The organism is Trichococcus sp. ES5, assembly GCF_900067165.1.
Classification (GTDB): Bacteria; Bacillota; Bacilli; order Lactobacillales; family Aerococcaceae; genus Trichococcus; species Trichococcus flocculiformis.
In genome coordinates, this window is sequence record NZ_FJND01000005.1 from 110906 (window position 1) to 134468 (window position 23563).

24 protein-coding genes, 1 rRNA gene and 2 other annotated features (1 of these 27 only partly in view) are annotated in these 23563 nt (G+C 47.2%); of the genes, 11 read left to right on the plus strand and 14 right to left on the minus strand.

Annotated features, from left to right (window positions below):
• The first annotated feature begins 192 nt into the window (after positions 1-192).
• Complete coding sequence (locus TES5_RS06240) at positions 193-870, plus strand: CPBP family intramembrane glutamic endopeptidase (protein ID WP_068560997.1); 678 nt, start codon at positions 193-195, stop codon at positions 868-870.
• Positions 871-911: 41 nt separating this feature from the next.
• Entirely contained in the window at positions 912-1118 is a 207-nt protein-coding gene (locus TES5_RS06245; RefSeq protein WP_068560998.1) for a DUF4305 domain-containing protein, read from the plus strand.
• Positions 1119-1187: 69 nt separating this feature from the next.
• Here TES5_RS06245 and TES5_RS06250 read toward each other — a convergent pair whose 3' ends face one another.
• Complete coding sequence (locus TES5_RS06250) at positions 1188-1820, minus strand: redox-sensing transcriptional repressor Rex (protein ID WP_068560999.1); 633 nt, start codon at positions 1818-1820, stop codon at positions 1188-1190.
• 349 nt (positions 1821-2169) lie between these two features.
• Here TES5_RS06250 and TES5_RS06255 point away from each other — a divergent pair, with 349 nt between their 5' ends.
• A complete protein-coding gene (locus TES5_RS06255) occupies positions 2170-4125 on the plus strand; it encodes an ABC-F family ATP-binding cassette domain-containing protein (RefSeq protein ID WP_068561000.1) in 1956 nt (651 codons plus the stop codon).
• Positions 4126-4225: 100 nt separating this feature from the next.
• Positions 4226-4882, plus strand: coding sequence for an HAD family hydrolase (locus TES5_RS06260; RefSeq protein WP_068561001.1), 657 nt, complete (start codon positions 4226-4228; stop codon positions 4880-4882).
• A 54-nt stretch (positions 4883-4936) separates the two neighbouring features.
• Here TES5_RS06260 and tsaD read toward each other — a convergent pair whose 3' ends face one another.
• The 4 genes from tsaD to tsaB are packed head-to-tail and all read right to left on the minus strand — an operon-like array spanning position 4937 to position 7769.
• Entirely contained in the window at positions 4937-5959 is a 1023-nt protein-coding gene (tsaD, locus tag TES5_RS06265) for a tRNA (adenosine(37)-N6)-threonylcarbamoyltransferase complex transferase subunit TsaD (RefSeq protein WP_068561002.1), read from the minus strand.
• Positions 5959-6459, minus strand: a complete 501-nt coding sequence (gene rimI / locus TES5_RS06270; RefSeq protein ID WP_068561003.1) for a ribosomal protein S18-alanine N-acetyltransferase — start codon at positions 6457-6459, stop codon at positions 5959-5961. The genes tsaD and rimI (TES5_RS06270) overlap by 1 nt, the downstream gene beginning before the upstream one ends.
• Positions 6443-7060, minus strand: a complete 618-nt coding sequence (rimI, locus tag TES5_RS06275) for a ribosomal protein S18-alanine N-acetyltransferase (RefSeq protein WP_157080389.1) — start codon at positions 7058-7060, stop codon at positions 6443-6445. The genes rimI (TES5_RS06270) and rimI (TES5_RS06275) overlap by 17 nt, the downstream gene beginning before the upstream one ends.
• Positions 7035-7769, minus strand: a complete 735-nt coding sequence (tsaB, locus tag TES5_RS06280) for a tRNA (adenosine(37)-N6)-threonylcarbamoyltransferase complex dimerization subunit type 1 TsaB (RefSeq protein ID WP_068561005.1) — start codon at positions 7767-7769, stop codon at positions 7035-7037. Before tsaB ends, rimI (TES5_RS06275) begins: the two co-directional genes overlap by 26 nt.
• A 212-nt stretch (positions 7770-7981) precedes the next feature.
• Between tsaB and TES5_RS06285 the strand changes: the two genes are divergently transcribed.
• Complete coding sequence (locus TES5_RS06285) at positions 7982-8215, plus strand: CsbD family protein (protein ID WP_068561006.1); 234 nt, start codon at positions 7982-7984, stop codon at positions 8213-8215.
• Between the two features lie 212 nt (positions 8216-8427).
• Entirely contained in the window at positions 8428-8913 is a 486-nt protein-coding gene (gene tnpA / locus TES5_RS06290) for an IS200/IS605 family transposase (protein ID WP_068561007.1), read from the plus strand.
• Positions 8914-9075: 162 nt separating this feature from the next.
• Here tnpA and TES5_RS06295 read toward each other — a convergent pair whose 3' ends face one another.
• Complete coding sequence (locus TES5_RS06295) at positions 9076-10062, minus strand: LacI family DNA-binding transcriptional regulator (protein WP_068561008.1); 987 nt, start codon at positions 10060-10062, stop codon at positions 9076-9078.
• A gap of 33 nt (positions 10063-10095) precedes the next feature.
• Entirely contained in the window at positions 10096-11598 is a 1503-nt protein-coding gene (galT, locus tag TES5_RS06300; RefSeq protein WP_068561009.1) for a UDP-glucose--hexose-1-phosphate uridylyltransferase, read from the minus strand.
• Positions 11599-11800: 202 nt separating this feature from the next.
• Here galT and TES5_RS06305 point away from each other — a divergent pair, with 202 nt between their 5' ends.
• Genes TES5_RS06305 through TES5_RS06315 form a run of 3 tightly spaced genes read left to right on the plus strand, consistent with a single transcriptional unit; the run spans position 11801 to position 13689 of the window.
• Complete coding sequence (locus TES5_RS06305; RefSeq protein WP_198143299.1) at positions 11801-12733, plus strand: ring-cleaving dioxygenase; 933 nt, start codon at positions 11801-11803, stop codon at positions 12731-12733.
• A gap of 19 nt (positions 12734-12752) precedes the next feature.
• Complete coding sequence (locus TES5_RS06310; RefSeq protein ID WP_068561010.1) at positions 12753-13361, plus strand: alpha/beta hydrolase; 609 nt, start codon at positions 12753-12755, stop codon at positions 13359-13361.
• A gap of 31 nt (positions 13362-13392) precedes the next feature.
• Positions 13393-13689, plus strand: a complete 297-nt coding sequence (locus tag TES5_RS06315; protein WP_083546446.1) for a DUF896 domain-containing protein — start codon at positions 13393-13395, stop codon at positions 13687-13689.
• Positions 13690-14106: 417 nt separating this feature from the next.
• Here the strand turns inward: TES5_RS06315 and proS are convergent, their stop codons facing one another.
• From proS to TES5_RS06340, 5 genes are all read right to left on the minus strand, one after another.
• Positions 14107-15546 (minus strand): proline--tRNA ligase, encoded by a 1440-nt coding sequence (gene proS, locus TES5_RS06320; protein ID WP_068561011.1) that lies wholly within the window; start codon positions 15544-15546, stop codon positions 14107-14109.
• A 349-nt stretch (positions 15547-15895) separates the two neighbouring features.
• The gene (locus TES5_RS06325) at positions 15896-16450 is read right to left on the minus strand and encodes a GNAT family N-acetyltransferase (protein WP_068561012.1); all 555 of its coding nucleotides are present in this window, start codon (positions 16448-16450) and stop codon (positions 15896-15898) included.
• Positions 16451-16545: 95 nt separating this feature from the next.
• Complete coding sequence (gene fumC, locus TES5_RS06330) at positions 16546-17907, minus strand: class II fumarate hydratase (RefSeq protein WP_068561013.1); 1362 nt, start codon at positions 17905-17907, stop codon at positions 16546-16548.
• Positions 17908-17958: 51 nt separating this feature from the next.
• Complete coding sequence (locus tag TES5_RS06335; RefSeq protein WP_068561014.1) at positions 17959-19590, minus strand: NAD-dependent malic enzyme; 1632 nt, start codon at positions 19588-19590, stop codon at positions 17959-17961.
• An 88-nt stretch (positions 19591-19678) separates the two neighbouring features.
• Positions 19679-20218 carry an acyl-CoA thioesterase gene (locus TES5_RS06340; protein WP_068561015.1) on the minus strand — a complete coding sequence of 180 codons (540 nt, stop codon included), beginning with the start codon at positions 20216-20218 and terminating at the stop codon, positions 19679-19681.
• Positions 20219-20399: 181 nt separating this feature from the next.
• On the opposite strand from TES5_RS06340, the gene TES5_RS06345 reads away from it, so the two are divergent.
• Positions 20400-20834 carry a universal stress protein gene (locus tag TES5_RS06345; protein ID WP_068561016.1) on the plus strand — a complete coding sequence of 145 codons (435 nt, stop codon included), beginning with the start codon at positions 20400-20402 and terminating at the stop codon, positions 20832-20834.
• 126 nt (positions 20835-20960) lie between these two features.
• Here TES5_RS06345 and TES5_RS06350 read toward each other — a convergent pair whose 3' ends face one another.
• On the minus strand, positions 20961-21812 hold the full coding sequence (locus TES5_RS06350) for a DUF4352 domain-containing protein (protein ID WP_068561017.1): 852 nt from the start codon (positions 21810-21812) through the stop codon (positions 20961-20963).
• A gap of 204 nt (positions 21813-22016) precedes the next feature.
• Between TES5_RS06350 and TES5_RS06355 the strand changes: the two genes are divergently transcribed.
• The gene (locus TES5_RS06355; protein ID WP_068561018.1) at positions 22017-22628 is read left to right on the plus strand and encodes a CAP domain-containing protein; all 612 of its coding nucleotides are present in this window, start codon (positions 22017-22019) and stop codon (positions 22626-22628) included.
• Between the two features lie 290 nt (positions 22629-22918).
• Here TES5_RS06355 and rrf read toward each other — a convergent pair.
• Positions 22919-23034: ribosomal RNA gene (rrf, locus tag TES5_RS06360) — 5S ribosomal RNA — on the minus strand.
• Between the two features lie 106 nt (positions 23035-23140).
• Positions 23141-23403, minus strand: a sequence feature (23S ribosomal RNA rRNA prediction is too short).
• Positions 23404-23422: 19 nt separating this feature from the next.
• Positions 23423-23563 (minus strand) — a sequence feature (23S ribosomal RNA rRNA prediction is too short) (it continues 11 nt past the right edge of the window).

The following is a 23563-nucleotide window of genomic DNA, read 5'->3' on the forward strand; positions in this document are numbered from 1 at the left end:
GATGATCCCTCCAAAAATAAGTTCATTTTAGCACTCATCAACTCAGAGTGCTAAGTTACATTTCTATATTAATCAATCTCCAATTAATTTGCAAGAGGGAAGCCGATTTTTTCTGATTCTATTTTTTTACGCTATTATGCTATACTGTTTATCAAGCGTAAGACGTCAGTTCTCTCAGAAAGGTACTATTATATGAATAAAAAAATACGTTCCAGGTCAACGTTAGCCATACAGATCATTCTCATCTATCTCGCTTCTCAGCTTCTGCCGGTCGTTATACTTTTTTTCATTCCGGAAGCGGATCGTATCGCAGCGGCTATGAATCTCTCGCTATTCTTCGCTTTCCTAGGGACTGTCCTTATGGTAGCATGGAATAGCAGAAAAAAATGGACACCACAAAACAGCCTTACAGAGCAACCAGCCGCCCCAATCGGAAAAACGCTCGCGATCGGAATATTTGGCTTCTTGGGAGCTATCCTGATTCAGATCGTCGCGATGAACGTGGAGTATCTTTTGTTCAAGATGCCCGTGATTTCCGAAAATACGGAAGTATTGCTGGACTTGACAAACCGCTATCCATTCTTTATTTTTAACATTATCATCTTTGCACCTGTGATGGAGGAATTTGTATTCCGTAAAGCGATTGTCACACATCTGGTTGATGCAATCGGGATCGTCGGCGCAGCCACTATCAGTGCTTTGCTTTTTGCGATTGCGCATAATGATGGGCACTATTTGGTTTATGGCTCTTTGGGACTATGGTTTTCTTTCCTTTATTACAGAACAAGAAACATAGCCACTCCGATGATTGCGCATGCGTTGATGAATGCCGTATCCGCTTTGCCGATTCTCTCCCAACTCATTTCGTAAGGCACGTGAAGTCCGCTATTTAGGAAAAAGAAAGGAATAACATGACTTTAAAAAATCTATTAATTCAAGTAATCATCCGTTTTGTTTTTGCAATCCTCTTCATTTCGCTGGCAGTCGACGCAGTGAATACTGCGGGGTGGGGATTCATGGCCATCATCAGCGTGCTGTTCGCAACAAGTGATGTCGTAAAAGGCGTTCGCATGTTCAACGCCTACTTGAAAATCAAAGACAGCATCGATAAAAACTAGGAAAAAAAGAAGGATGAGGCGGCCTCATCCTTCTTTTTGCGTTTTCTTATCATCAACTGCCGACTTTGCTCAGCCGATATCATTGTCCAAGAAATAAATCAACGTCTGCAATTCATTCGTCAAATCCACATTCTGAACGCGGACATTTTCCGGAACGGAAAGACGGATCGGGGTAAAGTTCATGATGCCGCGAACGCCCGCTTCGGTCAAACGGTTCGTTGCATCCTGCGCAACTTCTTGGGGAACGGTCAGAATGGCTACATCAATCTGTTGGATACGCAACTGCTCCACCATATCCGTCATGGGGTACACCGGTACACCACTGAGGATTTTACCAACAATGCCTTCATTGACATCAAATGCTGCACTGATGCGCACATTGTTGCTTACGTGGAAGTTGTAGTTCAACAAGGCATGACCCAAATTACCCACACCGATCAAAGCAACGTTCGTCAAACGGTCCTGATTCAAGGTTTTGCTGAAGAAATCCAACAAATACTCGACATCATAGCCGTATCCTCTTTTACCCAGTGCGCCAAAATATGAAAAATCCCTACGGATAGTAGCACTATCCACTTTTACTGCTTCACTGAGCTCAGTGGATGAAACACGTTTTTTACCAGCATTATGCAAAAAGCGCAAATAGCGGTGGTAAATCGGCAACCTCCTTGCCGTAGCTTTTGGAATATCATTCGTCGACATTTTTTCTCCTCTTCTTTCCTCTTTCATTTCGTAACCCATAGTGTTTGTGCGATTCCGACAAACTTTAAAAAGTATGTTCACATACTTAAGCTTTCATTTCATACTGCCTATTATATCACCTGATTGTGAAAAATCTACTAATTTGTTCGAAATCGGACTTGATTGTGAAGCCTTTTTTGAACAACATGTGAAATACTGTAACAAATGTAAGCGGAGTCGCCAACATTTTTTCACATGTACAAATACGTGAATATAGCAATAACTTTGCTTGTCCCTATCGAATCATTGCATGCTGTGATAAAATGGAAGGGATAAATGCCAGCATTTGCTTAGAAAGAGGACACTACATATGATTTTACTGCAAGGACAAAATTTGGCGCGCCTTTTTGGGGCTAGCGTCTTATTCGACAATATTCAAATTACTGTTCAAGACCATTCGCGTATTGCACTCGTCGGCCGAAACGGAGCCGGCAAATCGACCTTGCTGAAGATTTTGGCAGGCATCGAAGCAACGGATGCCGGCTCTGTTTCAAAGAGCAAGGACGTAACGATCGGCTACCTGGATCAGCATAGCGCGGTCGATTCATCCAACACGATTTGGCAGGAAATGTTGACCATTTTTGCCCCGCTCATCCAATTAAGTAAGGAAGCTGAACAAGCCGCCGTCGCTTTGGGGGATCCGGACTTGCTCGAGGATGAAGAAGCCTACCAAAAAGCTCTGGAACGCTATGACCAGCTCCAGCATACTTTGCACGAAAAGAACGCGTACGGCTATGAATCCGAGATCCGTTCGGTGCTTCACGGATTCCAGTTCTACGAAGGAGATTACGATCGTCCGATTTCCCAATTGTCAGGCGGCCAGAAAACCAGGCTTGCCTTGGCCAAAATCCTGCTTGAAAAGAACGACCTGCTCATTTTGGATGAGCCCACCAACCATCTGGACATCGATACGCTGGCTTGGCTGGAAAATTATCTGATCGGTTACAACGGTTCGCTTTTGATCGTTTCCCATGACCGATACTTCCTGGACAAAGTCGCCACGGAGGTGTATGAAATCAGCCGCCACAAGATCCAGCACTACAAAGGCAACTACTCCTATTATCTGACCGAGAAAGCCGCCCGCCTGGAGCAGGAATTGAAGGCTTACGAGAAGCAACAGGATGAAATATCCAAACTGGAGGATTATGTCGCCCGCAATCTGGCGCGCGCTTCCACGACCAAAATGGCGCAAAGCCGCCGCAAACGTCTGGAAAAAATGGAGCGGATGGACAGACCGAAAGGCGATGAGCGTTCCGCTCGCTTCTCTTTCGATATCGCAAAAGAAAGCGGAAATGTCGTCTTGACGCTGGAAAACGGGGCTGTCGGCTATGCCGATAAGATCTTGGCTGATCCGATCAATCTCGATATCCGCAAACAGCAGGCGATTGCGATCGTCGGGCCGAACGGGATCGGCAAGTCCACTTTGCTGAAGTCGATCATTTCCGAGATTCCACTTTTGAAAGGCAGAGTCCAGCTCGGCGCCAATGTCGATCTCGGTTATTATGACCAGGAATTAGGCAACCTTTCCAAAAACAAGAGCGTTCTCGCCGAAATCTGGGATCTTCACCCCACGCTGAACGAAAAAGATGTGCGCAGTATCCTGGGGAGCTTCCTGTTCTCCGGCGCCGATGTCGAAAAAACGATTCCGGCATTGAGCGGCGGCGAGAAGGCAAGGCTTTCGCTCTGCAAGCTGGCACTGGACCAAAAAAATTTCCTTGTCCTCGATGAACCCACAAACCATTTGGACATCGACAGCAAGGAAGTGCTTGAAAATGCCTTGATCGATTATGACGGCACCCTGCTTTTCGTATCCCACGACCGCTATTTCATCAACCGGATTGCGACAAGCATTGTCGAACTTTCCGCTGAGGGCAGTAAATTATACCTCGGGGACTACGATTACTATATTGAAAAGAAACAGCAAGAAGCGGCGTTGGCAGCTCTGCAGCAGGCCGAAAACGCCACGGAAACAAACACTGCCGTTGAGCCTCTTTCGAAAGCCAAAGGGGATTACGTTTCTTCCAAGGAAAAACTGAAATTGGAAAGAAAACTGGCACGGCAGGTGGAGGCTTTGGAGGATGAATTGGCGACCGTCGAGGAGGCCATCGCTGCGATCGAGCTGCAATTGACCGAACCGGAAGTCTACGGTGACCATGAAAAAGTCCAACAGTTCAACCAGCAGTTGCTCGCCCTACAGGCACGGCAGGACGAGCTGATGCAGGATTGGGAAGATCAGACAACCGCTCTCGAGGAACTGAGTGAATAGTGAAGCCGATAAGCGTTTCCTGTCTTAGTTGAGGAATGCCGGAACTTTTGCTAAGTTGCACTGGAACAAGTACGCATAATAGGAATATGGAGGTACGAATATGTTGGAAGCCGTTTTATTTGATATGGATGGTGTCATCATCGATACGGAACCATACTTTTTGCGATCAGAAAGTATGCTATTGAAGGAATTCGGAGTGGACACCGAGTTGGAGTATCATTTCCGCTACCAAGGGACCACGCACGAATACATGTGGGAAACAATGAAAAATGAATTCAATCTGGATGCCCCGGTAGGAGAATTGGTGGAACGAGCGAACGTCATCCGCAATCGCCTGATGGATGAAGACGGCCTGCAGCCGATACCGGGTGTGATTCCCTTCATTGCACGTCTGCATGAAGCCGGTGTTCCTTTGGCAATCGCCTCCTCTTCTCCTTTGACGGATATCCATAAGGCTGTAAAAGCATTGGACATCGAAAAATATTTCAGCTATTTTGTTTCGGGGGAAAGCGTTGCGCATTCCAAGCCCGCGCCCGATATCTTCCTGGATGCTGCAGAAAACTTGAATGCCAAACCGGAGAACTGCGTTGTCATTGAGGACTCCAAAAACGGAGTTGCCTCTGCACATGCAGCCGGCTGCAAATGCATCGGTTTCCGAAATCTCGAGTTCCCTCCCCAGGATCTTTCGTTGGCTTCCGTCATCGTCACCGATTTTTCGGATCTCGATGCCGATTACTGCAGAGCATTGATTGGCTAATAACGACAAAAAAAGAGAACGCTGGCCGACTATGTCGGCCAGCGTTCTCTTTTATTATTCGCCTAAAACCAAGCCCGGATGTGCATTCAGATCGTATCCGGCAAAATGTTTTTGTCGGTATTCGGTGTAAGCCGCAGCTCCGATCATCGCCGCATTATCCCCGCACAGCGACAACGGCGGAATGACGACCTCGACTTCCGGAAGCTCCAGTGCCATTTTTGCCGACAAAGCTTCACGCAAGCCTCTGTTGGCGGCGACTCCGCCGGCCAACAGCAGCTGCTTAATGTTCTTTTCCTTGGCCGCGCGCAACGTCTTATGCACCAGAACCTCCACGACACTTGCCTGGAAACTGGCGGCCAAATCATAGGGATTGATGTCATCCCCTTTTTGGCGTGCATTGTGGACAGTATTGATGACGGAACTTTTCAATCCGCTGAAGCTGAAATCGTAATTGTCTTCTTTGATCATAGCGCGCGGAAAATGCATCGTTTCCTTACCTTCATGAGCCATTTCATCCATTTTCTTTCCACCAGGATAAGGCAAGCCCAAAATGCGTCCGATTTTGTCGTAAGCTTCCCCCGCGGCATCATCCCGCGTTTCGCCGATGATATCGAAAGATCCGTCCTTTTCCATATACACCAATTCCGTGTGCCCTCCGCTGACAACCAACGATAGCAATGGGTAGCGCATCGGCGTCACCAACTGGTTCGCATAGATATGGCCGGCCATATGATTGACCGGAATGAGCGGTTTCTGATGGGCAAAAGCAAGAGCTTTCGCCGCACTGACACCGATCAACAACGACCCTACCAAACCCGGGCCATGCGTCACAGCAACTGCATCGATGGCATCGAAAGTTACCTGCGCTTCATTTAATGCCGCTTCCACGATTTGAGTGATCTGCTCGACATGATGACGGCTCGCCACTTCCGGGACGACCCCGCCAAAACGCATATGGCTTTTGATCTGGGAAGCGACAACATTCGAAAGGACCGTATTTCCGTTTTTCACCACAGCTACACTCGTTTCATCGCAACTGCTCTCAATCGCGAGTATGGTCACATCTGTTTGCGTCATCAGCCTTCCGCCTCCTCTTGTTTTTCCGATGTCAGCGCCAATTCCATGATGTAGGCATCCTCGATCGGATTATGATAATACTCTTTTCTTCGGAATATTTCCGTAAAGCCTATTTTTTTATACAGGTTATAGGCAGCTTCATTAGAAACACGGACTTCGAGCCAAAGCCGCTCCATGCCTCTTTTTCTCAGCAAGACAATCATTTCCTGCAACAATTTTGTTCCGATTCCTTTCGCCTGATGATCAGGAGCTACCGCAAAATTGTTGATTGATGCCTCATCTACAACCGCCATGCAACAAATATAGCCCACCAACTTGTTTTCCTCCATATAGCCTACATAAATGGAATGATTGTCCTTCAATTCAGACAGGAATGAGGATACTTTCCAACTGGAATGCCCCTCGTTGGCCAGCATTGTAAGTTCGTACAAAGTCTGTGCATGTTGGTCCAATTTGCCTGCGTCCGTCTTCAGGTCGCATATTTCAAACGTGCGTTGCATGAACATCTTCCTTTTCTTCCGATTGTTTTCCTGACAAAGGCCATACCATATCCAAAGCGTCTTCGCCATCACCGTGATAATAATGCTGCTTGATCTGCTCCGGCAGAAAACCCATTTTCGTGTATAAAGCCTTCGCCCGATGGTTTGAAATCCGCACTTCCAAGCTGATGCTTGTGGCGCTTTTTTCTTCCGCAAAGCTTCTCAACACGCGCAACAACAACGTTGCCGCGCCAATCTGCTGAAATTCGGGCACTACCGCCAAATTCGTTATATGGATATCTTTCCCATCCAATCTTGCACCCAAAAAACCGATAGGCATACGGCCTTCATACAAAACGTAATAAAGCGACTTCGGGTTGTACAGCATATCATTTTCCAAGGCCGTCCTTCCCCAGGGTGTTGCGCCATCGTAGCTCATCCGCTCGATATAAAGAATATCGGGAATGTGCTGTTTTTCGCCGACCATCAATCTGACGGGAAGCTGGTTACGCAGCAGATAGGTTTTCTCATTGGAGAGAACGCGCTTTGAATGGATTTTGGCCAGAACATCCAATCGGATTTCCTTATACATGGATTTAAATCGATGAATCCACTCTCTCAACGTAGTCTTCCCTCCGATTACTAAGATGCTGTTGTTCCCATTTTTCTTCAGCTTCCGGGTTTTTTAAGTAGGACGGCACAAAGGTGTGCGGATCCTCCGCGGTCGCGGATTCCGAAAGTGTGGCCAGCACGCTCGCGCGCGGTAAAGCCTGTGATTCTCCAGCAAATAGTGCGCGTTCCTTGAATAATTCACCGATGCGTTCGCGGTATTTGCTGACATCCTCTCCCACGAACAGATAAGTGCCTTCTTCCGCCAACAAGCGCTGGAACCACTCTTCGCTGGCTATATGTGTGTCGGCAATCCGTTCCACCAACAAATTGTCCTCGAATTGATAAACAGCTGTGTAACAGTTCCCTCTGCGCGCGTCAATCATAGGAACAAGCTTGTGCGCAGCCCCTTCGCAATTGCCGGCGATAACCTTCAGGCTGGAGATCGGCACTAAAGGAATCGCTAACGTCCATGCCAAAGTTTTCGCGATGGTCGCTCCGATCCTGACTCCTGTGTAGGAGCCCGGCCCCTTAGCGACTGCGATGCATTCCAAATCGGCAGGTTTCCATCCGGCAAGTTTTATGACACGATCCACTGCTGGCATCAATTGGGTACTGTGCTGAAGATTTCCGTTGGTGGTGACTTCTGCGAGCAAGCGGCCATTTTCGCATACAGCCGCACTCATGGTCTGGTTTGAGGATTCAATGGCTAATGTTTTCATCTAGATAGCCTCCTTTGACTAATTAATCTGCTCATCCAGTATAGCATTTTAACAGGACGATAAAAAGTATGTGTCCTGCCGAATTCTTTCCGAATGACGGGGGATGTAGCAATCCGGTTCAAGTGCTATTGCTTGATTTTGATACCAGATAAGTTAAAATAGGTTATAGTAAGTAAAGCCAATAAGTGTGACATCAAAAAGGAGGAAACATCATGAATTCAAATTTGGGCGATAAAGCAAAAGGTATGAAGGACAAAGTTGTCGGCAAAGTTAAAGAAGAATACGGCGACTTGGTGGATGACTCAAGCAAAGAATTGGAAGGTAAACTCCAGCAAGCACGCGGCGAAGCAATACAAAAAAAAGGTGAAATCAAAGAAGATCTCCATGATAAAGCCGATGATTTAGCAGATAAGGCAAATGATAAAATCGATGATTGGAAAAAATAAGACTCATTTTTGAAAGAATAAGATTATAAGCCGCCCCAACAACCTCTAACGGTTTGTTGGGGCGGCTTATTCTTTTTGTTGGATAAAAGAAAACCATGGGCTAGGCCCATGGTTCCGGAGAGCTTCCAGCGGTGTATTAAAAAAATCCTCACTAAGTGCTAGAATATATTTGGTTCGCCAACCAATATTCATGACTCAGGAGGATTTTTCATATGTCTCAAGACAAAAATAGTTTAGCACATACCACTTGGAATTGTAAGTATCACATTGTGTTTGCACCCAAATACCGGAGGCAAGCAATTTACGGAAAGATTAAACAAGATATAGGGGTCATACTAAGGCAGTTATGCGAAAGAAAAGGTGTAGAAATAATCGAAGCCACTGCTTGTGTGGATCATATACACATGTTGGTAAGCATACCACCTAAGATAAGCGTATCCTCGTTCGTGGGCTATCTTAAAGGGAAAAGTAGCCTTATGATATTTGATAGGCACTCCAACCTAAAATATCGATATGGAAATCGCAAATTCTGGTGCACAGGATATTATGTTGATACGGTTGGGAGAAACAAGAAGGCAATTCAAGAATATATACGCAACCAAATTCAAGATGATATAGTCGCAGAACAATTAAGCCTATTAGAGTACACGGATCCATTTACAGGCGAAGAAGTTCGTAAGAGTAAAAAGAAAAAATAAGAGCCAGACCTTTAGGTCTAGCCCGTGGTAGTAGTACAATTGGCGAACCATTCAGAGCCCCTTTAGGGGTTGGTTAGTAACAAAGGCTTTCAGCCGCAGAGCAAACCACCCGTTCACACGGGTGGTTTTGATTTCAAAGTGATTCACCATTGATTGGTGGAATCACTTTGTCGATGCACGCTTAATCCATTCGGTGGATAAGCTGATTTTTTTGGATATTTTGCGTGGATAGGCGATGCGGTCAAGCAATAAGGATACACCTGTTCTGCCCATCTCACGCGTGTCGATTCGGATGCTCGACAACGGTGGGTAAACGTATTTGGCAACCTTGCTGTCGTTGAATCCGACTACCGAAATTTGATCCGGCACCGCAATATCAGCTTCTTGAAGCGCACGTAAGGCTCCTATGGCAATCGCATCATTTTCGGCAAACAAGAAAGTCGGAAGTTGTTTCCCATTGTCGTTAAGCAGCTGATTCATCATCTCGTATCCCGAAGAAGTACTGAAGCTTCCGCTACGATGATACTTATCCCGGTACCAGCCCCGCTTGCGCAGTTCAGCAAGAAAGAGTTCAGACCGCAGATCACGGACCAGCATTTCTTTGTCGTTCGTCAGTTCCTTGCCCTCCAAAAAACCGATTTGGGTATGACCGCCTCTGTCCATTTCGGCAATGACTTGTTCCATCGCGGATGCAAAATCCACAATAACGCAATCCTGTTTCCACTTGAACTGATCCGAGTCGATGAAGCACAAAGGTTTCCCGAAATCCATCAGCCTCTGCACCTGCTGTTCCCCAAATTTTCCGATCGCCACGATGCCGATGACGTCCTTTTCGATGTCGAAGGTCACATCATGGAAAACGCGTACGACATCATAACCTTCAGCTTCGGCCCGCTCCTCGGCTCCTAGACGGATGCCTTGATAATAGAGGTCATCTAACTCTTCCTCTTGAGTGTACCATTGCAGCAGTAGAATCTTTTCTCTGCTTTTCTTTTTTTTCGCTTTAATATAATTCAGCTCTTTTGCAGCTGCGAAGATCCGATCTTTCGTTTCCTTTCCGACAGAAAGCGTCTCATCGTGGTTCAGCACGCGAGAAACTGTTGCAGTCGAAACTCCTGCCATTTCGGCGATATCCTTCATGGTCGCCATCCTACTTCACCTCCATGGTTCTTCTATGCATTTTCATTCTTGATTTTCAAACGTGCTCAAAAAGCGATCGAAGGCAGCTTGTCCTTCCGGTGTTTGTTTATACACACCCGCATCCTCGATTACGCGCAGAAATTTTTCGCCGACTGCCTCATGGATCATTTCCATGATGGATTCCGCTTCGAAAGGTCCTTGTTGCTTCAGTTCTTCGGCCCACTCCCGATGGTAAGATGCAACAGCAGCGGTTTTCCCCAGCAGATAATCGGCTACTTCACTGAGTTCTGTTTCCAATCTCGGCGGCAGAATGGCCAGGCCGAGCACTTCAATCAAGCCGATGTTTTCTTTTTTAATGTGTTGGACATCCGGATGTGGGTGGAAGATGCCGTCAGGGAACGATTCGGTTGTCCGGTTATTCCGTAATACAACATCCAATTCATAGGCTTCTTTGACCCGGCGTGCAATGAGCGTTACCGCATTATGCAGTCCGCCTGAAGATTCCGCCAAAATTTCTACTTGCGGATCGCTGTATTGTTGCCATTCTTCCATAATGGTACATGCAGCTGCAGCAACCTCATTCCTGTTATTCGAACGGAGACGAATAACAGAGAGTGGCCAATAGAGTATTTCCGCTTCGACTTCCGGGAAACCTCCCAGTGTCAAGGTCCGGAGTACTTTGGCAGCTTCCATCGGGAAAGAATGGCGCCCGCCTTGATAATGTTCATGACTGAGGATAGAACCTCCGACTATAGGCAAGCCTGCGTTGGAACCGATGAAATAGTGCGGAAAGATCGTAACAATTTCCAACAGATTTGCAATCGTCCCTTCATTGACATGCATGGGTACGTGTTCTTCGGAAAGGATGATGCAGTGTTCGTTATAGTAGGAATAAGGCGAATATTGAAAGCCCCAGTTTTCTCCGAATAAAGGAAGGCGCACAATCCGATGATTGCTTCTCGCTGCCGCATCGGCTCTCCCTCTGTATCCTTCGTTTTCCATACAAAGCGCACAAATAGGATAGTTACCGCTTTCTGATTGTCGCGCCGCTTCCATATGTTGGCGCGTTTTTTCGGGTTTGGATAGGTTTATCGTGATTTCTAGTTTTCCGTACTTGGAATCGAACGAAAAATGTTTGTTTCTTGCGATTTTCCTAGTTTTAATGTAGTCATTATCCTGACTCAAACGATAGAACTCATCGGTTGCCCGCATCGGTGCTTCTTCATAATGCATCCAAAAACGCTTATTTACCTCGGAAGGCAAAGGTGTGATCAGTTCCATTATATGCGCTTCCATGATTTCGATTTCTTCGGGAACATCGGTAATCAGATGTTTTTCAACCGCATAGCCGACCATCCGATCCAGTGAGTCCAGCAAATTGGGCAAAGGAATGGAAGGTATTTTTTGAACATCATAAACGTCTATCTCTAATAAACCCAATAAATGATTGATGGTGTATCGCTCATCCAGGCTATGGATGCGATGGGCCGCAATGCCTTTACTGACAAAATCCCGTATGACTTGGTCGATGCTGCTATCCTGCAAATTTACCCCTCATTCCTCTGTTGTTGTAGGTTTAATTATAGCATATGCCCCGCGGTAAATTTTACTTCTATCTTAACTTTTTATTTACTGACTGCTTTACACTTACTATTTGACAGCATGATTTTCTCGTGCTATTATTATTTCGAATTCGAGATAATAAATTTAATGAACCCAAAATTATCCAAAAGGAGTGTCTTTCATAATGAAGAAAACAGCAGGAATCCATCATATTACAGCCATCGTGGGTCATCCACAGGAAAACGTCGACTTTTATGCAGGCGTGCTCGGAATGCGCATGATCAAACAGACTGTCAACTTCGATGATCCGGAAACTTATCATCTTTACTTCGGCAACGCGGACGGCGATCCCGGGACCGTCATCACATTCTTCCCGTGGGCCAAATCCCGCCAAGGCAGCATCGGCGATGGCCAGGTCGGCATCACCGTTTATGCAGTTCCCGCCGGATCCGTGTCATTCTGGGAAAAACGCCTGGCCGATTACAATATTCCGTTCGATAAATCGACCCGTTTCGGGGAAACGTATCTGGACTTTGATGATCCGCATGGTCTGCATCTGGAATTGGTGGAACGTGAAGACGGAAAAATCAACCCTTATTCCTTCAACGGCGTTCCCTCTGAACATGCCATCAAAGGCTTTGCGGGAGCCGTCCTGTTGACGGGAGCGCCCGAGGACACTGCGGCTGTCGTCGAAAAAGTGATGGGCTTGGAGCGTATCGCCCAGGAGGATGACCTGATCCGTTTCCGTTCCGAAGCTGCTCTCGGCAATACCGTCGACATTAAAATGACCTCCGTCGGTGCTGGTGTCATGGGCGTCGGAACCGTCCATCATATCGCATGGCGGGCAAAAGATGAAGCGGATCATCTCGATTGGCTGAAGCATGTCACCGCCCTAGGACAACATGCCACTCCTGTCCGGGACCGCAATTATTTCAAAGCCCTTTACTTCAGGGAAAAAGGCGGCATCCTATTCGAGATTGCTTCGGACTCGCCGGGATTCGCTATTGATGAGCCCCGCGAAACAATGGGCCAGAAATTGATGCTGCCGCCGCAGTACGAAAGCAGACGTGAGGCCTTGACGGCAGGGCTCATCCCATTCGAAGTCCGCAACGTATAAACAGAGAGGATTGATTTAGATGAATCATCAACATATTTTCAAACAAGGGAATCCGGAAAGGCCTTTGCTGCTGTTATTGCATGGCACAGGCGGAACCGAACACGACCTGTTTTTCTTAGGAGAGGCGATCGATCCGGAAGCTTCCTTGCTGGGCGTGCGCGGAAACGTGACCGAATCCGGAATGAACCGTTATTTCCGTCGTTTGGCAGAAGGTGTATTCGACGAAAATGACCTGGAATACCGCACAAAGGAATTGATTGCGTTCTTGGATGATGCATCTGCAGAATATGGGTTTGACCGGAATAACATCGTAGCGATCGGATACTCAAATGGTGCAAATATCGCCGGGAGTATGATATACTCTTTCAAAGATGCGGTCAAAGGAGCCATCCTTCATCATCCGATGGTTCCTTTCCGCAATCGTCAATTGCCTGATCTGCATTCCCTTCCTGTCTTTATCGGTGCAGGCACAAACGATCCGCTTTGCGCACCGGAAGAAAGCATGGAATTGAAGGCGACACTAGAAGGAGCCGGCAGTGAGGTAGCCATTTATTGGGGAAACGCTGGACACTCACTGACGAATGAAGAGGTTGTTGCAGCGAAAGCTTGGTACAACAAACACTTCTGATATCTCCTTCCACATGAGAGGAGAAACATATATGGAAAAACTATTGAACAGAATCAATGAATTGGCCCGCAAAGCCAAAACGGCGGATGGCCTGACCGAAACCGAAAAAATTGAGCAAAAGGAATTACGTCAACAGTATCTCCGCTCTTTCCGCAGTTCTTTTGACGACATTCTTTTGAATTCAAAAGTTGTCGATCCCAAAGGAAATGACATTACACCTAAGAAATTGGTGGAAGCCAAAAAAGATAAACGCCGGACTGATGTGAAAAACATTTTGGGCGGGAAGAACGTCGTGCACCTGCACCCAGAGGATGCAGATAAAAAGTAATGCCTACTAAAAAACAGGACTCACTCCGAATTGATGGAGTGGGTCCTGTTTTTTGGTGCGGGATTCATCGTATCCTTTTGTAAACGCGAATCATCACGCTCTAAGTTGAACTCTGAATTGCAGAACGGACATCCACTTCACACCCAAGTATTAAATCTGAAAAACACAGATTTTATCCTTGGGTGCTCCAGTGATTCCGTTCTAAACGCAATTCATCGTATCCTATTGTAAACGCGTTCTGAATCCCAGGAATCTCCGCCTAAGCTGATATTACGTCACGGCTAAAAAACGGCCGTTCTCGTAATATCCTCTTAGTGCTCGATTTCTACCAGGGATTTGTCATGGCTCTTGCGATTTCAATCGCTTAGAGCCATGATACACTTGGGAGCTTGCGACCACAGTGCATCCTTCATTCTCTTAATATGCTCTTGCTAACCAGACTGTGTGTTTGGCTGGCTTGCCTGATACGATACAGGTTGTTTTTTCGACTGGTGGGTTGAAAGGCATGTTGCGGGTCGTGAAGCCAGTTTCTTCCTTGATTTTCGCTTCCGTTTCAAGCTCGCCGTCCCATCCTGCCAATACGAAACCAGGCACTTCGCCTGCTGCTTTCTTCGCTTCGATATGTGCTTTCAGTTCATCCAATGTATCGATGTTGGTGTATTCATTGGCTTTGCGGTTTTCGCGGGCCGTTTCCAACAGACGGACTTGCATTTCGTCCAATGCTTTCGGCACGAAGTCCATGATTTCATCCAAGGATACAGCCACTTTGTCAGAAAGGTCACGCATTTTCACCATGACTTGGTTGTTTTCCATATCGCGCGGTCCGAATTCGATGCGCATCGGTACGCCCTTCAGTTCCCACTCGTTGAATTTGAATCCAGGCGAGTTGTCGCTGTCGTCCAATAATACGCGGATACCAGCCGACTTCAATTCTGTTTGCAATACTTCCAGACGTTCCACGATTTCAGGTTTCTTCTTCCATGGGCCAACCGGCATCAGGACAACTTGTTTCGCTGCGACTTTAGGAGGTAACACCAATCCTTGTTCATCGCCGTGGACCATGATCATTGCACCGATCAAACGTGTGGAGACACCCCAAGAAGTAGTATGCGCATAAACGTGCTCGTTATCGCGGTTCAAGTATTTGATGTCGAATGCTTCCGCGAATTTCGTGCCCATGTAGTGGGAAGTACCAGCCTGAACTGCTTTTCCGTCTTTCATCATCGCTTCTACGGAGTAAGTATCCACCGCACCTGCGAAACGTTCTGAAGGCGTTTTTTGACCTTCGTAGACAGGAACTGCCAACAAACCTTCGATGACTTCTTTGTAGACTTGCAGCATCCGCATGGTGCGACGGCGCGCATCTTCTTCATCGGAATGGGCAGTGTGGCCTTCTTGCCAAAGGAACTCGGAAGTACGCAAGAACGGCAATGTTTTCTTTTCCCAACGGAACACGTTTGCCCATTGGTTGATTTCCATCGGCAGATCGCGGTAAGAATTGATCCAGTCACCGAAAGCCGTACCGATCATCGTTTCCGATGTTGGACGCAACGCCAAACGCTCTTCCAATTTTTCGCCGGCAGCTTCCGTTACCCATGGCAATTCCGGGCTGAAGCCTTCGATATGGTCTTTTTCTTTTGTGAAGAATGATTCCGGGATCAGCATCGGGAAGTAGGCGTTGCGGATACCTTCCTCTTTGAAACGAGCGTTGAATTCTTCCTGGATATGTTCCCAGATTTCATAGCTGTCCGGTTTAAAAATGATGCAGCCGCGTACAGGTGAATAATCCATCAAATCAGCTTGTTTGATGGTTTGGATATACCATGCTGAAAAATCTTCTTTTTGTAAATTACTCATGTTTTTCCTCCTGATTTTAAAATATTTTTTCTATTTGATTGCAAAAAAATAAGCATAATCCATCCTTAACAAGGACGAAATATACTTTCCTGATGTATTTCCGCGGTACCACCTTCATTGGCTTTCAATATTGGCGAAAGCCCAACTCAACATCTGGTAACGGCAGAAAACCGGCCATATTTCTATGGCATTACTGTCAGGTAGGTTCAACGGATCAGTGGGGGTCCCTCTTCCAGCCTAGGAAAGACTCTCTTTGCCCATCATCCATCTACTGTTCCTTACGCTCAATCACTACCTATTGTATGAAAAAAACTCCGAAATAGCAATGCTTTTTTACGGTTCAGTCTTCTCATGCTTGCTGAAAATACTCCTCCTTCAAAATTCCGTAATAAGCCACATCGCAGCTGCGCCCTTTGAAGACTTTATGTCTGCGCAATACGCCTTCCGGATGCATTCCGATCCGCTTCATCACTTCTCCCGAAGCCGGGTTAAGCGTGTCATGCATCGCAAAGACTTTTTCCAGTTCCAAAACTTCAAAAGCCAAAGCCGTGATGAGCTTGCCTGCTTCCGTCATGTAGCCGTTCCCGCCGTAATTCTTGTTCAAGATATAGCCTATTTCCGCGATACGGTCAGTCGGATTCGGACGGATATCGATCGTCCCGATCATCTTTTTGGTGTCCTGCACTACAATCGCATACTTTCCCGCCGGCGCCGCCAGAAAGTAATTCGCGATGGCTTCTTCCGTCATCGTCCGCTCACGATGCGTTTCGAAGACAAAACGGGTCGTTTCCTCATCGGAAGCATACTCGTACATATCTGGAGCATCCGCCAAACCGACCGGACGCAGCAGGATCCGCTCGCCTTCCAAAATGCTGTGCTTCATCAATTCTAAGGTTATATCCATATTTAGGGCCTCCTGTGTTTGACCTGTTTCAAAACAATAGACAACAAAGGCGGATCGACTGGACTTGCCTGCCGATCCGCACTTCGCCGAAAAAATTAAACCATCTTCATCGGATCCACGTACTGATCGAACTCTTCAGCAGTGACATGCCCCATCGCGACAGCCGCCTCTTTCAAGGAAGTGCCGTCCACAAAAGCCTTCTGGGCGATCTTGGCTGCTTTCTCATAACCGATGTACGGGTTCAAAGCAGTCACCAGCATCAAGGAATTGGTCAGGTTATGGTTGATTTTATCCTGTTCCGCCTTGATTCCGCTCGCGCAGTTTTCATCAAAACTGATCAGTGCATCCGCAAGCAGGCGGACAGACTGCATGAAGCTGTTCACGATGAGCGGCAAATAAGTATTCAGCTGGAACGAACCTTGCGAAGCCGCAAAGCCGATGGCGCTGTCGTTGCCCATCACTTGGATGCAGGCCATCGTTACCGCTTCGGATTGGGTAGGATTGACTTTTCCGGGCATGATCGAACTTCCCGGCTCATTCATCGGGATGCTGATTTCGCCGATGCCGCTTCTCGGGCCGCTCGCCAGCCAACGGACATCATTTGCGATCTTGTAGAAATTGGCCGCCAACGCTTTAACCGCCCCATGCGTATGCACAAAAGCATCCTTACTGGTCAGCGCATGGAATTTGTTCTCTGCTCCAACGAATGCCTCGCCCGTGCGCTCCGCAACCTTTTCGATCGTTTTTTGGATGAAGATCGGATCCGCGTTCAACCCCGTTCCGACCGCTGTGCCGCCTAAGGCTACTTGGCGCATGTATTTCAAGGAGTCCTCGATCATGGACATGGTTTCTTCAAGCATGACGCGCCATGCGCTGATTTCCTGGCCTAATGTCAATGGTGTCGCATCCTGCAGATGGGTACGCCCCAATTTGACGATCGCTGCATTTTCCTGCTCCAAACGAGTCAGCGTGCCGATCAACTGCTCAATTGCCGGGTACAGTTTATTTTTTATGTATAGCACGCCGGCGATGTGCATAGCAGCCGGGAATGTATCATTGGAGCTCTGTCCTTTGTTCACGTGGTCGTTTGGGTGGATGCCGCCGTCAACTAGCTGGTTGCCTCGGTTCGCCAGCACTTCGTTCACATTCATATTGGATTGCGTGCCGCTTCCGGTCTGCCATACGGATAACGGAAATTGATCGTCCCATTTGCCTTCAAGCACTTCATCAGCCGCCAAAAGGATGCCTTTTGTAACGGTCTCATCCAACAAGCCGACTTCGTGGTTTGATGCCGCGGCAGCACGCTTGATTTCGACCAATGCATAGATGACTTCCATCGGAATTTTTTCGATTCCGATCTTGAAATTTTCCAGACTGCGTTGCGTCTGTGCACCCCATAATTTATCCGCTGCAACTTTTACTTCCCCTAATGAGTCATGTTCAATCCTATATTCCATTCATCCCGTTCCTTCCTGTTGGCTCTTCCGTTTTTGGACGTGCTTTTTGTCCTAATACTCCGCTTTCCAGATGGCAGCTTCGACTGCTTCCATCGGATCCGTTATTTCAACACCATTTACTCCATCTTCGATAGCTGCTTGGATGACGGCTGCCGCAACCAATTTCGAGGCTTCGCGCAACTGGGAAACCGGCGGCAAAATCGCTGCTCCCGCTTCATCCAAGTTCTGTAGGGAAGTGATGCCGTGCGCGGCAGCGGACAGCATTCTGTCCGTCACTGTCTTGGCTTTTGCGATGACGATCCCGAAGCCTAAACCTGGGTACAATAAGGCATTGTTCGCCTGGCCGATTTTATAGTCCACGCCATTGTATGCGATCGGATCGGATGGGCTGCCGGTAACGACCAACGCTCTCCCCTCGGACCAAGCAATGACATCCGAAGCCTTTGCTTCGCATAAGCTGGTCGGATTCGAGATCGGCATGATGGCCGGACGTTCATTGTATGCTGCCATTTTTTCGACGACCGCTTGCGTAAAGGCACCTGCTTGGCCTGAAGTTCCGATCAGCACGGTCGGTTTGACCGCTTCGATGATTTCAGCCAAATCGTTCAATGGTGCGGAGAACTCAGCCGCAGCGCGCGCATATTTTTGCTGACCCGGCGTAAGATCCGCCATGTCATCAGTGACCAGCCCATAGCGGTCGACCATGTAAAACTGTTTGCGGGCTTCCTGGCTGTCGGCACCTTGCAGCACCATCTCCATGAGGATTTGGTCGGATACACCGACACCGGCAGTCCCGCCTCCGAAAACAAGGATTTTGTGTTCCGTGATCGGCTTATCGGTGATCCGGACCACTGAATCCATCGCAGCCGCCATCATCACGCCGGTCCCCTGGATGTCATCATTGAACGTACAGATTTTATCGCGGTACTGCTCCAGTATATTGGCGGCATTGTCGCGGCCGAAGTCTTCCCAGTGGAACAACACATCCGGGAACAGCGCTGATGCCTCTTCAACGAACTTTTCGATGAATTGATAATACGCCTCTCCGCTCACACGTTTGTGCTTGTTGCCCAGATAGAACGGATCCTCCAGCAGCTGCTCGTTGTTTGTGCCCGCATCGATCACAATCGGCAGCACCTGTTGCGGATTCAATCCCGAAGCGACGGTGTAGACGGCCAGTTTTCCGACCGAAATCGCGATGCCCTGGATGCCCCAATCGCCGATGCCCAGCACCCCTTCGCCATCCGTGATGACCATCATTTTGATTTCTTTATCCATGCCTTTGCATCCGTTCAGCAAAGCGGTGCGGATCGCTTCCGGACGATTCACATCCAAGTAGACCGCATCCTGGGGAATTTGGTAATCCCGCGAATAATTCATGACTGTGTCGGCGATGGTCGGCGTATAGATGACCGGCAACAACTCGGTCACGTGTTTCCCGATGACATGGTAAAAAAGTACGCGGTTCTGGGCGTAGATATTCATCAGATGCTTCTGTTTGGAATAAGCATCAGTCAGTTGGCCCAGTTGCGCATAGACAATCTCCCCTTGTTCTTCCAAGGTACGCACTGCGGTCGGCAATAAACCTTCCAGCCCTAATGTTGCTCGTTCTTCCAAAGTGAATGCGGTCCCTTTATTCAAAAATGGCTGACCCAATAAATCTTTTCCGTTAGTTTTCGACACGTTGACACACTCCTGCTCCATCATTTGTATGTATTTCTTTCCATGCTTTTCAAATCAAGGCTTGCCGCGCTTATTTTGTCTACAAGTGCTAGTCCGCCCAAGGTATTTCTATCGTGAGATGTTCATGTAGCTGTTTTTGGTAGTCCAGATCGGCTCTTCGCTTTTTCCGTCTTTCTTCATATCCGCTGTTGATGAATTTTTCCTCGACCGTTTCCGGTACGATTTTCGGAAGAGAAACCTTTTGCCCATTCCCATCAGGAAGCGCCACAAAGGTCAAAAAGCAAGTCGCTGCCAAATACCGTTCACCCGTCCGAAGATTTTCTCCGGTAACTTTTGTGAAGGTTTCCATTGATGTCTTCCCAGCTCCCGAAACAAACGTATCGATGCAGACCGAGTGGCCAGTAGGAAGTGGCTTGATGAAGTTCAATGTGTCCACCGATGCGGTCACATTGGTCGTACGACCGAAACGCTCTCCGGAAATTGCCGCACAATCATCGATCATGCTCATCAGTTTGCCTCCGAACAAAGTACCGTGGTAGTTTGAATCGAACGGAAAGACGTGATGTGTCTGAATCACCTTCGTCTGCCTGCAATATCTGATCTCCTGTTCATGGTTCGTTTCCGTCATATCCGCCTTCAACCCTTTCTTTTTCGTTAATTCATTTTAGCATGCTTCATTTCCGATTAACAGTTCTGCCAAATAATTCTAATTTTTGTCACCGCTTCCCGGCTTCCTTTTCAAACAGGGTTGTTGTAAAATGAGTATAGGAAGCGTTTTCTGAACAAATTCAAAAAAGGAGCGGGTAGAAATGTTAGCAGAATACAAAAATATTTTGGTTCCCGTTGACGGTTCAGGTCAGTCAGAAGATTCGTTCAAAAAAGCTGTTGCCATTGCCAAACGTAATAACGCCGCGTTGCACCTTATCTACGTTAAGGACACAAGAAATGTTCCTCTTAGCCCTGAATATGAATCCAGATTGACGGAAGCATACAAGGACATGGAATATGAATTCCTCGATGAAATGATGACATTCGCCCTAAATGAAGGGATTGAAGTCAAGAAGTCTGTAACCAACGGCAATCCAATGACGCTCATCGCTGAAGCATTTCCGAAAGAATACAACATCGATCTTATCGTCATCGGAGCGACCGGCAAAGGTGCGATCACCAGGGCTTTTGTTGGATCGGTCTCTAACTACGTGGTCCGTCATGCACCGTGTGATGTTTTGGTTGTCCGTACCTAAAAGTAGCGCACTATTTTTGCAGCCGTACCTCAGAAAACGTAAGAACAGCCCTGTACAGCTTAAGCTGCACAAGGCTGTCTCCTTGTATAGGACGTTTTACCGTAGTTTTTGGTATCCTTCAGTCAGCTAGATATCATTGACTGTCTCGCCAACTTCCTCGCTGTCGATCCAAGCGCCATCAAAAAATTGAATCGCGTAAGGCCCTTCACTGGTGATGTCAAAATAAATCTTATCTGTAAAGGACTCCCCGGGTGCGACAGTATGCAACCAGAAATGGGTGTAGCGCAAAGGGAGAATTTTCCCCTCAGCATCAAGCGCCGAAAAATAGTTGGGAGCGATGTAGGTATCGACACTGCCATTGTTGACGTATTGCACTTCTACTTCCAACAGTTTTTCCCCAAGCGGGTTGAGTTCCTCCAGCGCATCTATTTCCCGGATTTCCGTTACCGTCACCAACTCATTTATCCCGGAATCGTCGCTCAAAAAGTTTTGCGCTTCACCCTCATTGACCGTAAAAGCAGGCGGAGTTATCGTTGGGTTCTCATTAGGTATGAAAGTTATGGTGACATAACTTTCAGGCGCAAGGTCTGCCAGTTTAATCCCAGTATCGCCATATATGACGGATGTATCCGTCGTGAAGGTGATTTCTGTTTCAATACTGGGTCCTTGATAAGGATAATCGAACTCCCATACGTTGTTCGTCTCGCGGTAGTCGACAGCCGTCCCTTCGATGATGGTGGTCACTTGATCATAACCTTCAGCATTGCCTTCTAACGCAAAATAGTTATATTTATCGCCTCTGGTGATTCCATCCTCAACACCACTTGAAAAAATGATCGTTTTAGTTACACTTTTCTCAGCTTCGGCAGAAACCGAAGATTGTTCGCTCACCAAAGAATCTTCGGTTTCAGATTCATTTTGACAGGCAGCAAAAACACCGACACAGACAACAAGCAGCAATCCAAACCTTTTATTCATAGGAATTCCCCCTCCCGCAATCCGCACAACAGATCTCCATCTTTCGATTCTTACCCCCATTTTAGCAAATTATCAATCAAAAAACGAATCCCAGACTTTCTTCAGGACATTGTGCGGAGAATTGACTATAATGGAAACATACTTGAATTTGCCGGATATTTTTCCAGTAATAAACTATCCGAAAATCTGAAAGGAACGGTGCGGATGCGAATCATTAGAGGCCTGCTTTTCACTGGCATAGCAGCCTTGTTGGTAGGATACGGAATAAACCGTAATATTTTGAACGAAAAATTCCCGTTTCTCGAGCAAGCAGTACAAACGGATGTGGCTGAGAAAATTCAAGTGCTGACAAGCCCTGAAGGCATTGACCTGCTCATAGCGCCTTTCACCCGACCTGAAGAAATCGACTATACCCTTGTGGAAGATAAAATCATGGTTTTACTGAATGAGCTTCGTCTGGAGCAAGGCTTGCTTCTCCTTACAAAGAACGAAACGCTTAAAGCGGCGGCTGATCGCCGGGCCATTGAAACCCAGACATCGTTTTCGCACACCCGTCCGGATGGAACCGATTTTTACACGGTCATCCAGACCGATGATTACTGGTACCCTTATCAAACGGTCGGAGAAAATCTGGCAATGGCGACCTATTTCAAGGACGAAGCAAGTATGGCCGAATTTTTGTTCAAAGGTTGGATGGAAAGCGAAGGCCATTACGCCAATATGATTCATCCCGATTTCCGTGAGGTAGGCATCGGTGTCCATTATGACGGAGAATTTCTGTATGCTGTGCAGCTGTTTGGGAAACAAAATCAATAACTGGGAGTGATCCCCAAAAAAACGTAAGAAAAGCTGAACGGGTTCGTTCAGCCCTGAAAGAAATTTAGGAAATCTGTCCGACTGAGCATCGAAGAGCGCAATAGGACAGATTTATCTAATTTCCGAAGGGCTTACCCGTGAAGCTGGACATCATTTTAGATGCATGAAACATCCTGCAATCTTGTGAAACACCTACGGTGATGCACTTCTGAGTTGAAAAAAATTTATACATTCCTATATGTCAAAAAAAAGCAAGCATCAGGAATATCCTGCATGCTTGCTTTTCATTTGCGCGGCAACGTCCTAGTCTCACAAAGGGAAACCCTTCACTACAATCGGCGCTAAGAAGCTTAACTTCTGTGTTCGAGATGGGAACAGGTGTGACCTTCTTGCCATCGTCACCGCACATTTTTAATTAGAGAACGTTGTTCTCTCAAAACTGAATCTACAAAAGTAAAGGGATTCCGAAAACACCGCTTGAGTTTTCTTCTTTTTAAAAAATGGTTAAGTCCTCGACCGATTAGTATTGGTCCGCTCCATACATCGCTGTACTTCCACTCCCAACCTATCTACCTGATCATCTCTCAGGGGTCTTACTCACTTAAAGTGATGGGAAATCTCATCTTGAGGGGGGCTTCACGCTTAGATGCTTTCAGCGTTTATCCCGTCCACACATAGCTACCCAGCGATGCTCTTGGCAGAACAACTGGTACACCAGCGGTGTGTCCATCCCGGTCCTCTCGTACTAAGGACAGCTCCTCTCAAATTTCCAACGCCCGCGACGGATAGGGACCGAACTGTCTCACGACGTTCTGAACCCAGCTCGCGTACCGCTTTAATGGGCGAACAGCCCAACCCTTGGGACCGACTACAGCCCCAGGATGCGATGAGCCGACATCGAGGTGCCAAACCTCCCCGTCGATGTGAACTCTTGG

Excerpts from the sequence above, each read along its gene's own strand:
- TES5_RS06260 (WP_068561001.1), top strand. The coding sequence starts at position 4,226 with ATGTTGGAAGCCGTTTTATTTGATATGGATGGTGTCATCATCGATACG.
- TES5_RS06240 (WP_068560997.1), top strand. The coding sequence starts at position 193 with ATGAATAAAAAAATACGTTCCAGGTCAACGTTAGCCATACAGATCATT.
- TES5_RS06255 (WP_068561000.1), top strand. The coding sequence starts at position 2,170 with ATGATTTTACTGCAAGGACAAAATTTGGCGCGCCTTTTTGGGGCTAGC.
- TES5_RS06310 (WP_068561010.1), top strand. The coding sequence starts at position 12,753 with ATGAATCATCAACATATTTTCAAACAAGGGAATCCGGAAAGGCCTTTG.
- TES5_RS06295 (WP_068561008.1), bottom strand. The coding sequence starts at position 10,062 with ATGGCGACCATGAAGGATATCGCCGAAATGGCAGGAGTTTCGACTGCA.
- TES5_RS06350 (WP_068561017.1), bottom strand. The coding sequence starts at position 21,812 with ATGAATAAAAGGTTTGGATTGCTGCTTGTTGTCTGTGTCGGTGTTTTT.
- TES5_RS06340 (WP_068561015.1), bottom strand. The coding sequence starts at position 20,218 with ATGACGGAAACGAACCATGAACAGGAGATCAGATATTGCAGGCAGACG.
- TES5_RS06305 (WP_198143299.1), top strand. The coding sequence starts at position 11,801 with ATGAAGAAAACAGCAGGAATCCATCATATTACAGCCATCGTGGGTCAT.
- TES5_RS06315 (WP_083546446.1), top strand. The coding sequence starts at position 13,393 with ATGGAAAAACTATTGAACAGAATCAATGAATTGGCCCGCAAAGCCAAA.
- tsaD (WP_068561002.1), bottom strand. The coding sequence starts at position 5,959 with ATGACGCAAACAGATGTGACCATACTCGCGATTGAGAGCAGTTGCGAT.
- proS (WP_068561011.1), bottom strand. The coding sequence starts at position 15,546 with ATGAGTAATTTACAAAAAGAAGATTTTTCAGCATGGTATATCCAAACC.
- tnpA (WP_068561007.1), top strand. The coding sequence starts at position 8,428 with ATGTCTCAAGACAAAAATAGTTTAGCACATACCACTTGGAATTGTAAG.
- TES5_RS06250 (WP_068560999.1), bottom strand. The coding sequence starts at position 1,820 with ATGTCGACGAATGATATTCCAAAAGCTACGGCAAGGAGGTTGCCGATT.
- tsaB (WP_068561005.1), bottom strand. The coding sequence starts at position 7,769 with ATGAAAACATTAGCCATTGAATCCTCAAACCAGACCATGAGTGCGGCT.
- fumC (WP_068561013.1), bottom strand. The coding sequence starts at position 17,907 with ATGGAATATAGGATTGAACATGACTCATTAGGGGAAGTAAAAGTTGCA.
- rimI (WP_068561003.1), bottom strand. The coding sequence starts at position 6,459 with ATGCAACGCACGTTTGAAATATGCGACCTGAAGACGGACGCAGGCAAA.
- TES5_RS06355 (WP_068561018.1), top strand. The coding sequence starts at position 22,017 with ATGCGAATCATTAGAGGCCTGCTTTTCACTGGCATAGCAGCCTTGTTG.
- TES5_RS06325 (WP_068561012.1), bottom strand. The coding sequence starts at position 16,450 with ATGGATATAACCTTAGAATTGATGAAGCACAGCATTTTGGAAGGCGAG.
- TES5_RS06345 (WP_068561016.1), top strand. The coding sequence starts at position 20,400 with ATGTTAGCAGAATACAAAAATATTTTGGTTCCCGTTGACGGTTCAGGT.
- TES5_RS06285 (WP_068561006.1), top strand. The coding sequence starts at position 7,982 with ATGAATTCAAATTTGGGCGATAAAGCAAAAGGTATGAAGGACAAAGTT.
- TES5_RS06245 (WP_068560998.1), top strand. The coding sequence starts at position 912 with ATGACTTTAAAAAATCTATTAATTCAAGTAATCATCCGTTTTGTTTTT.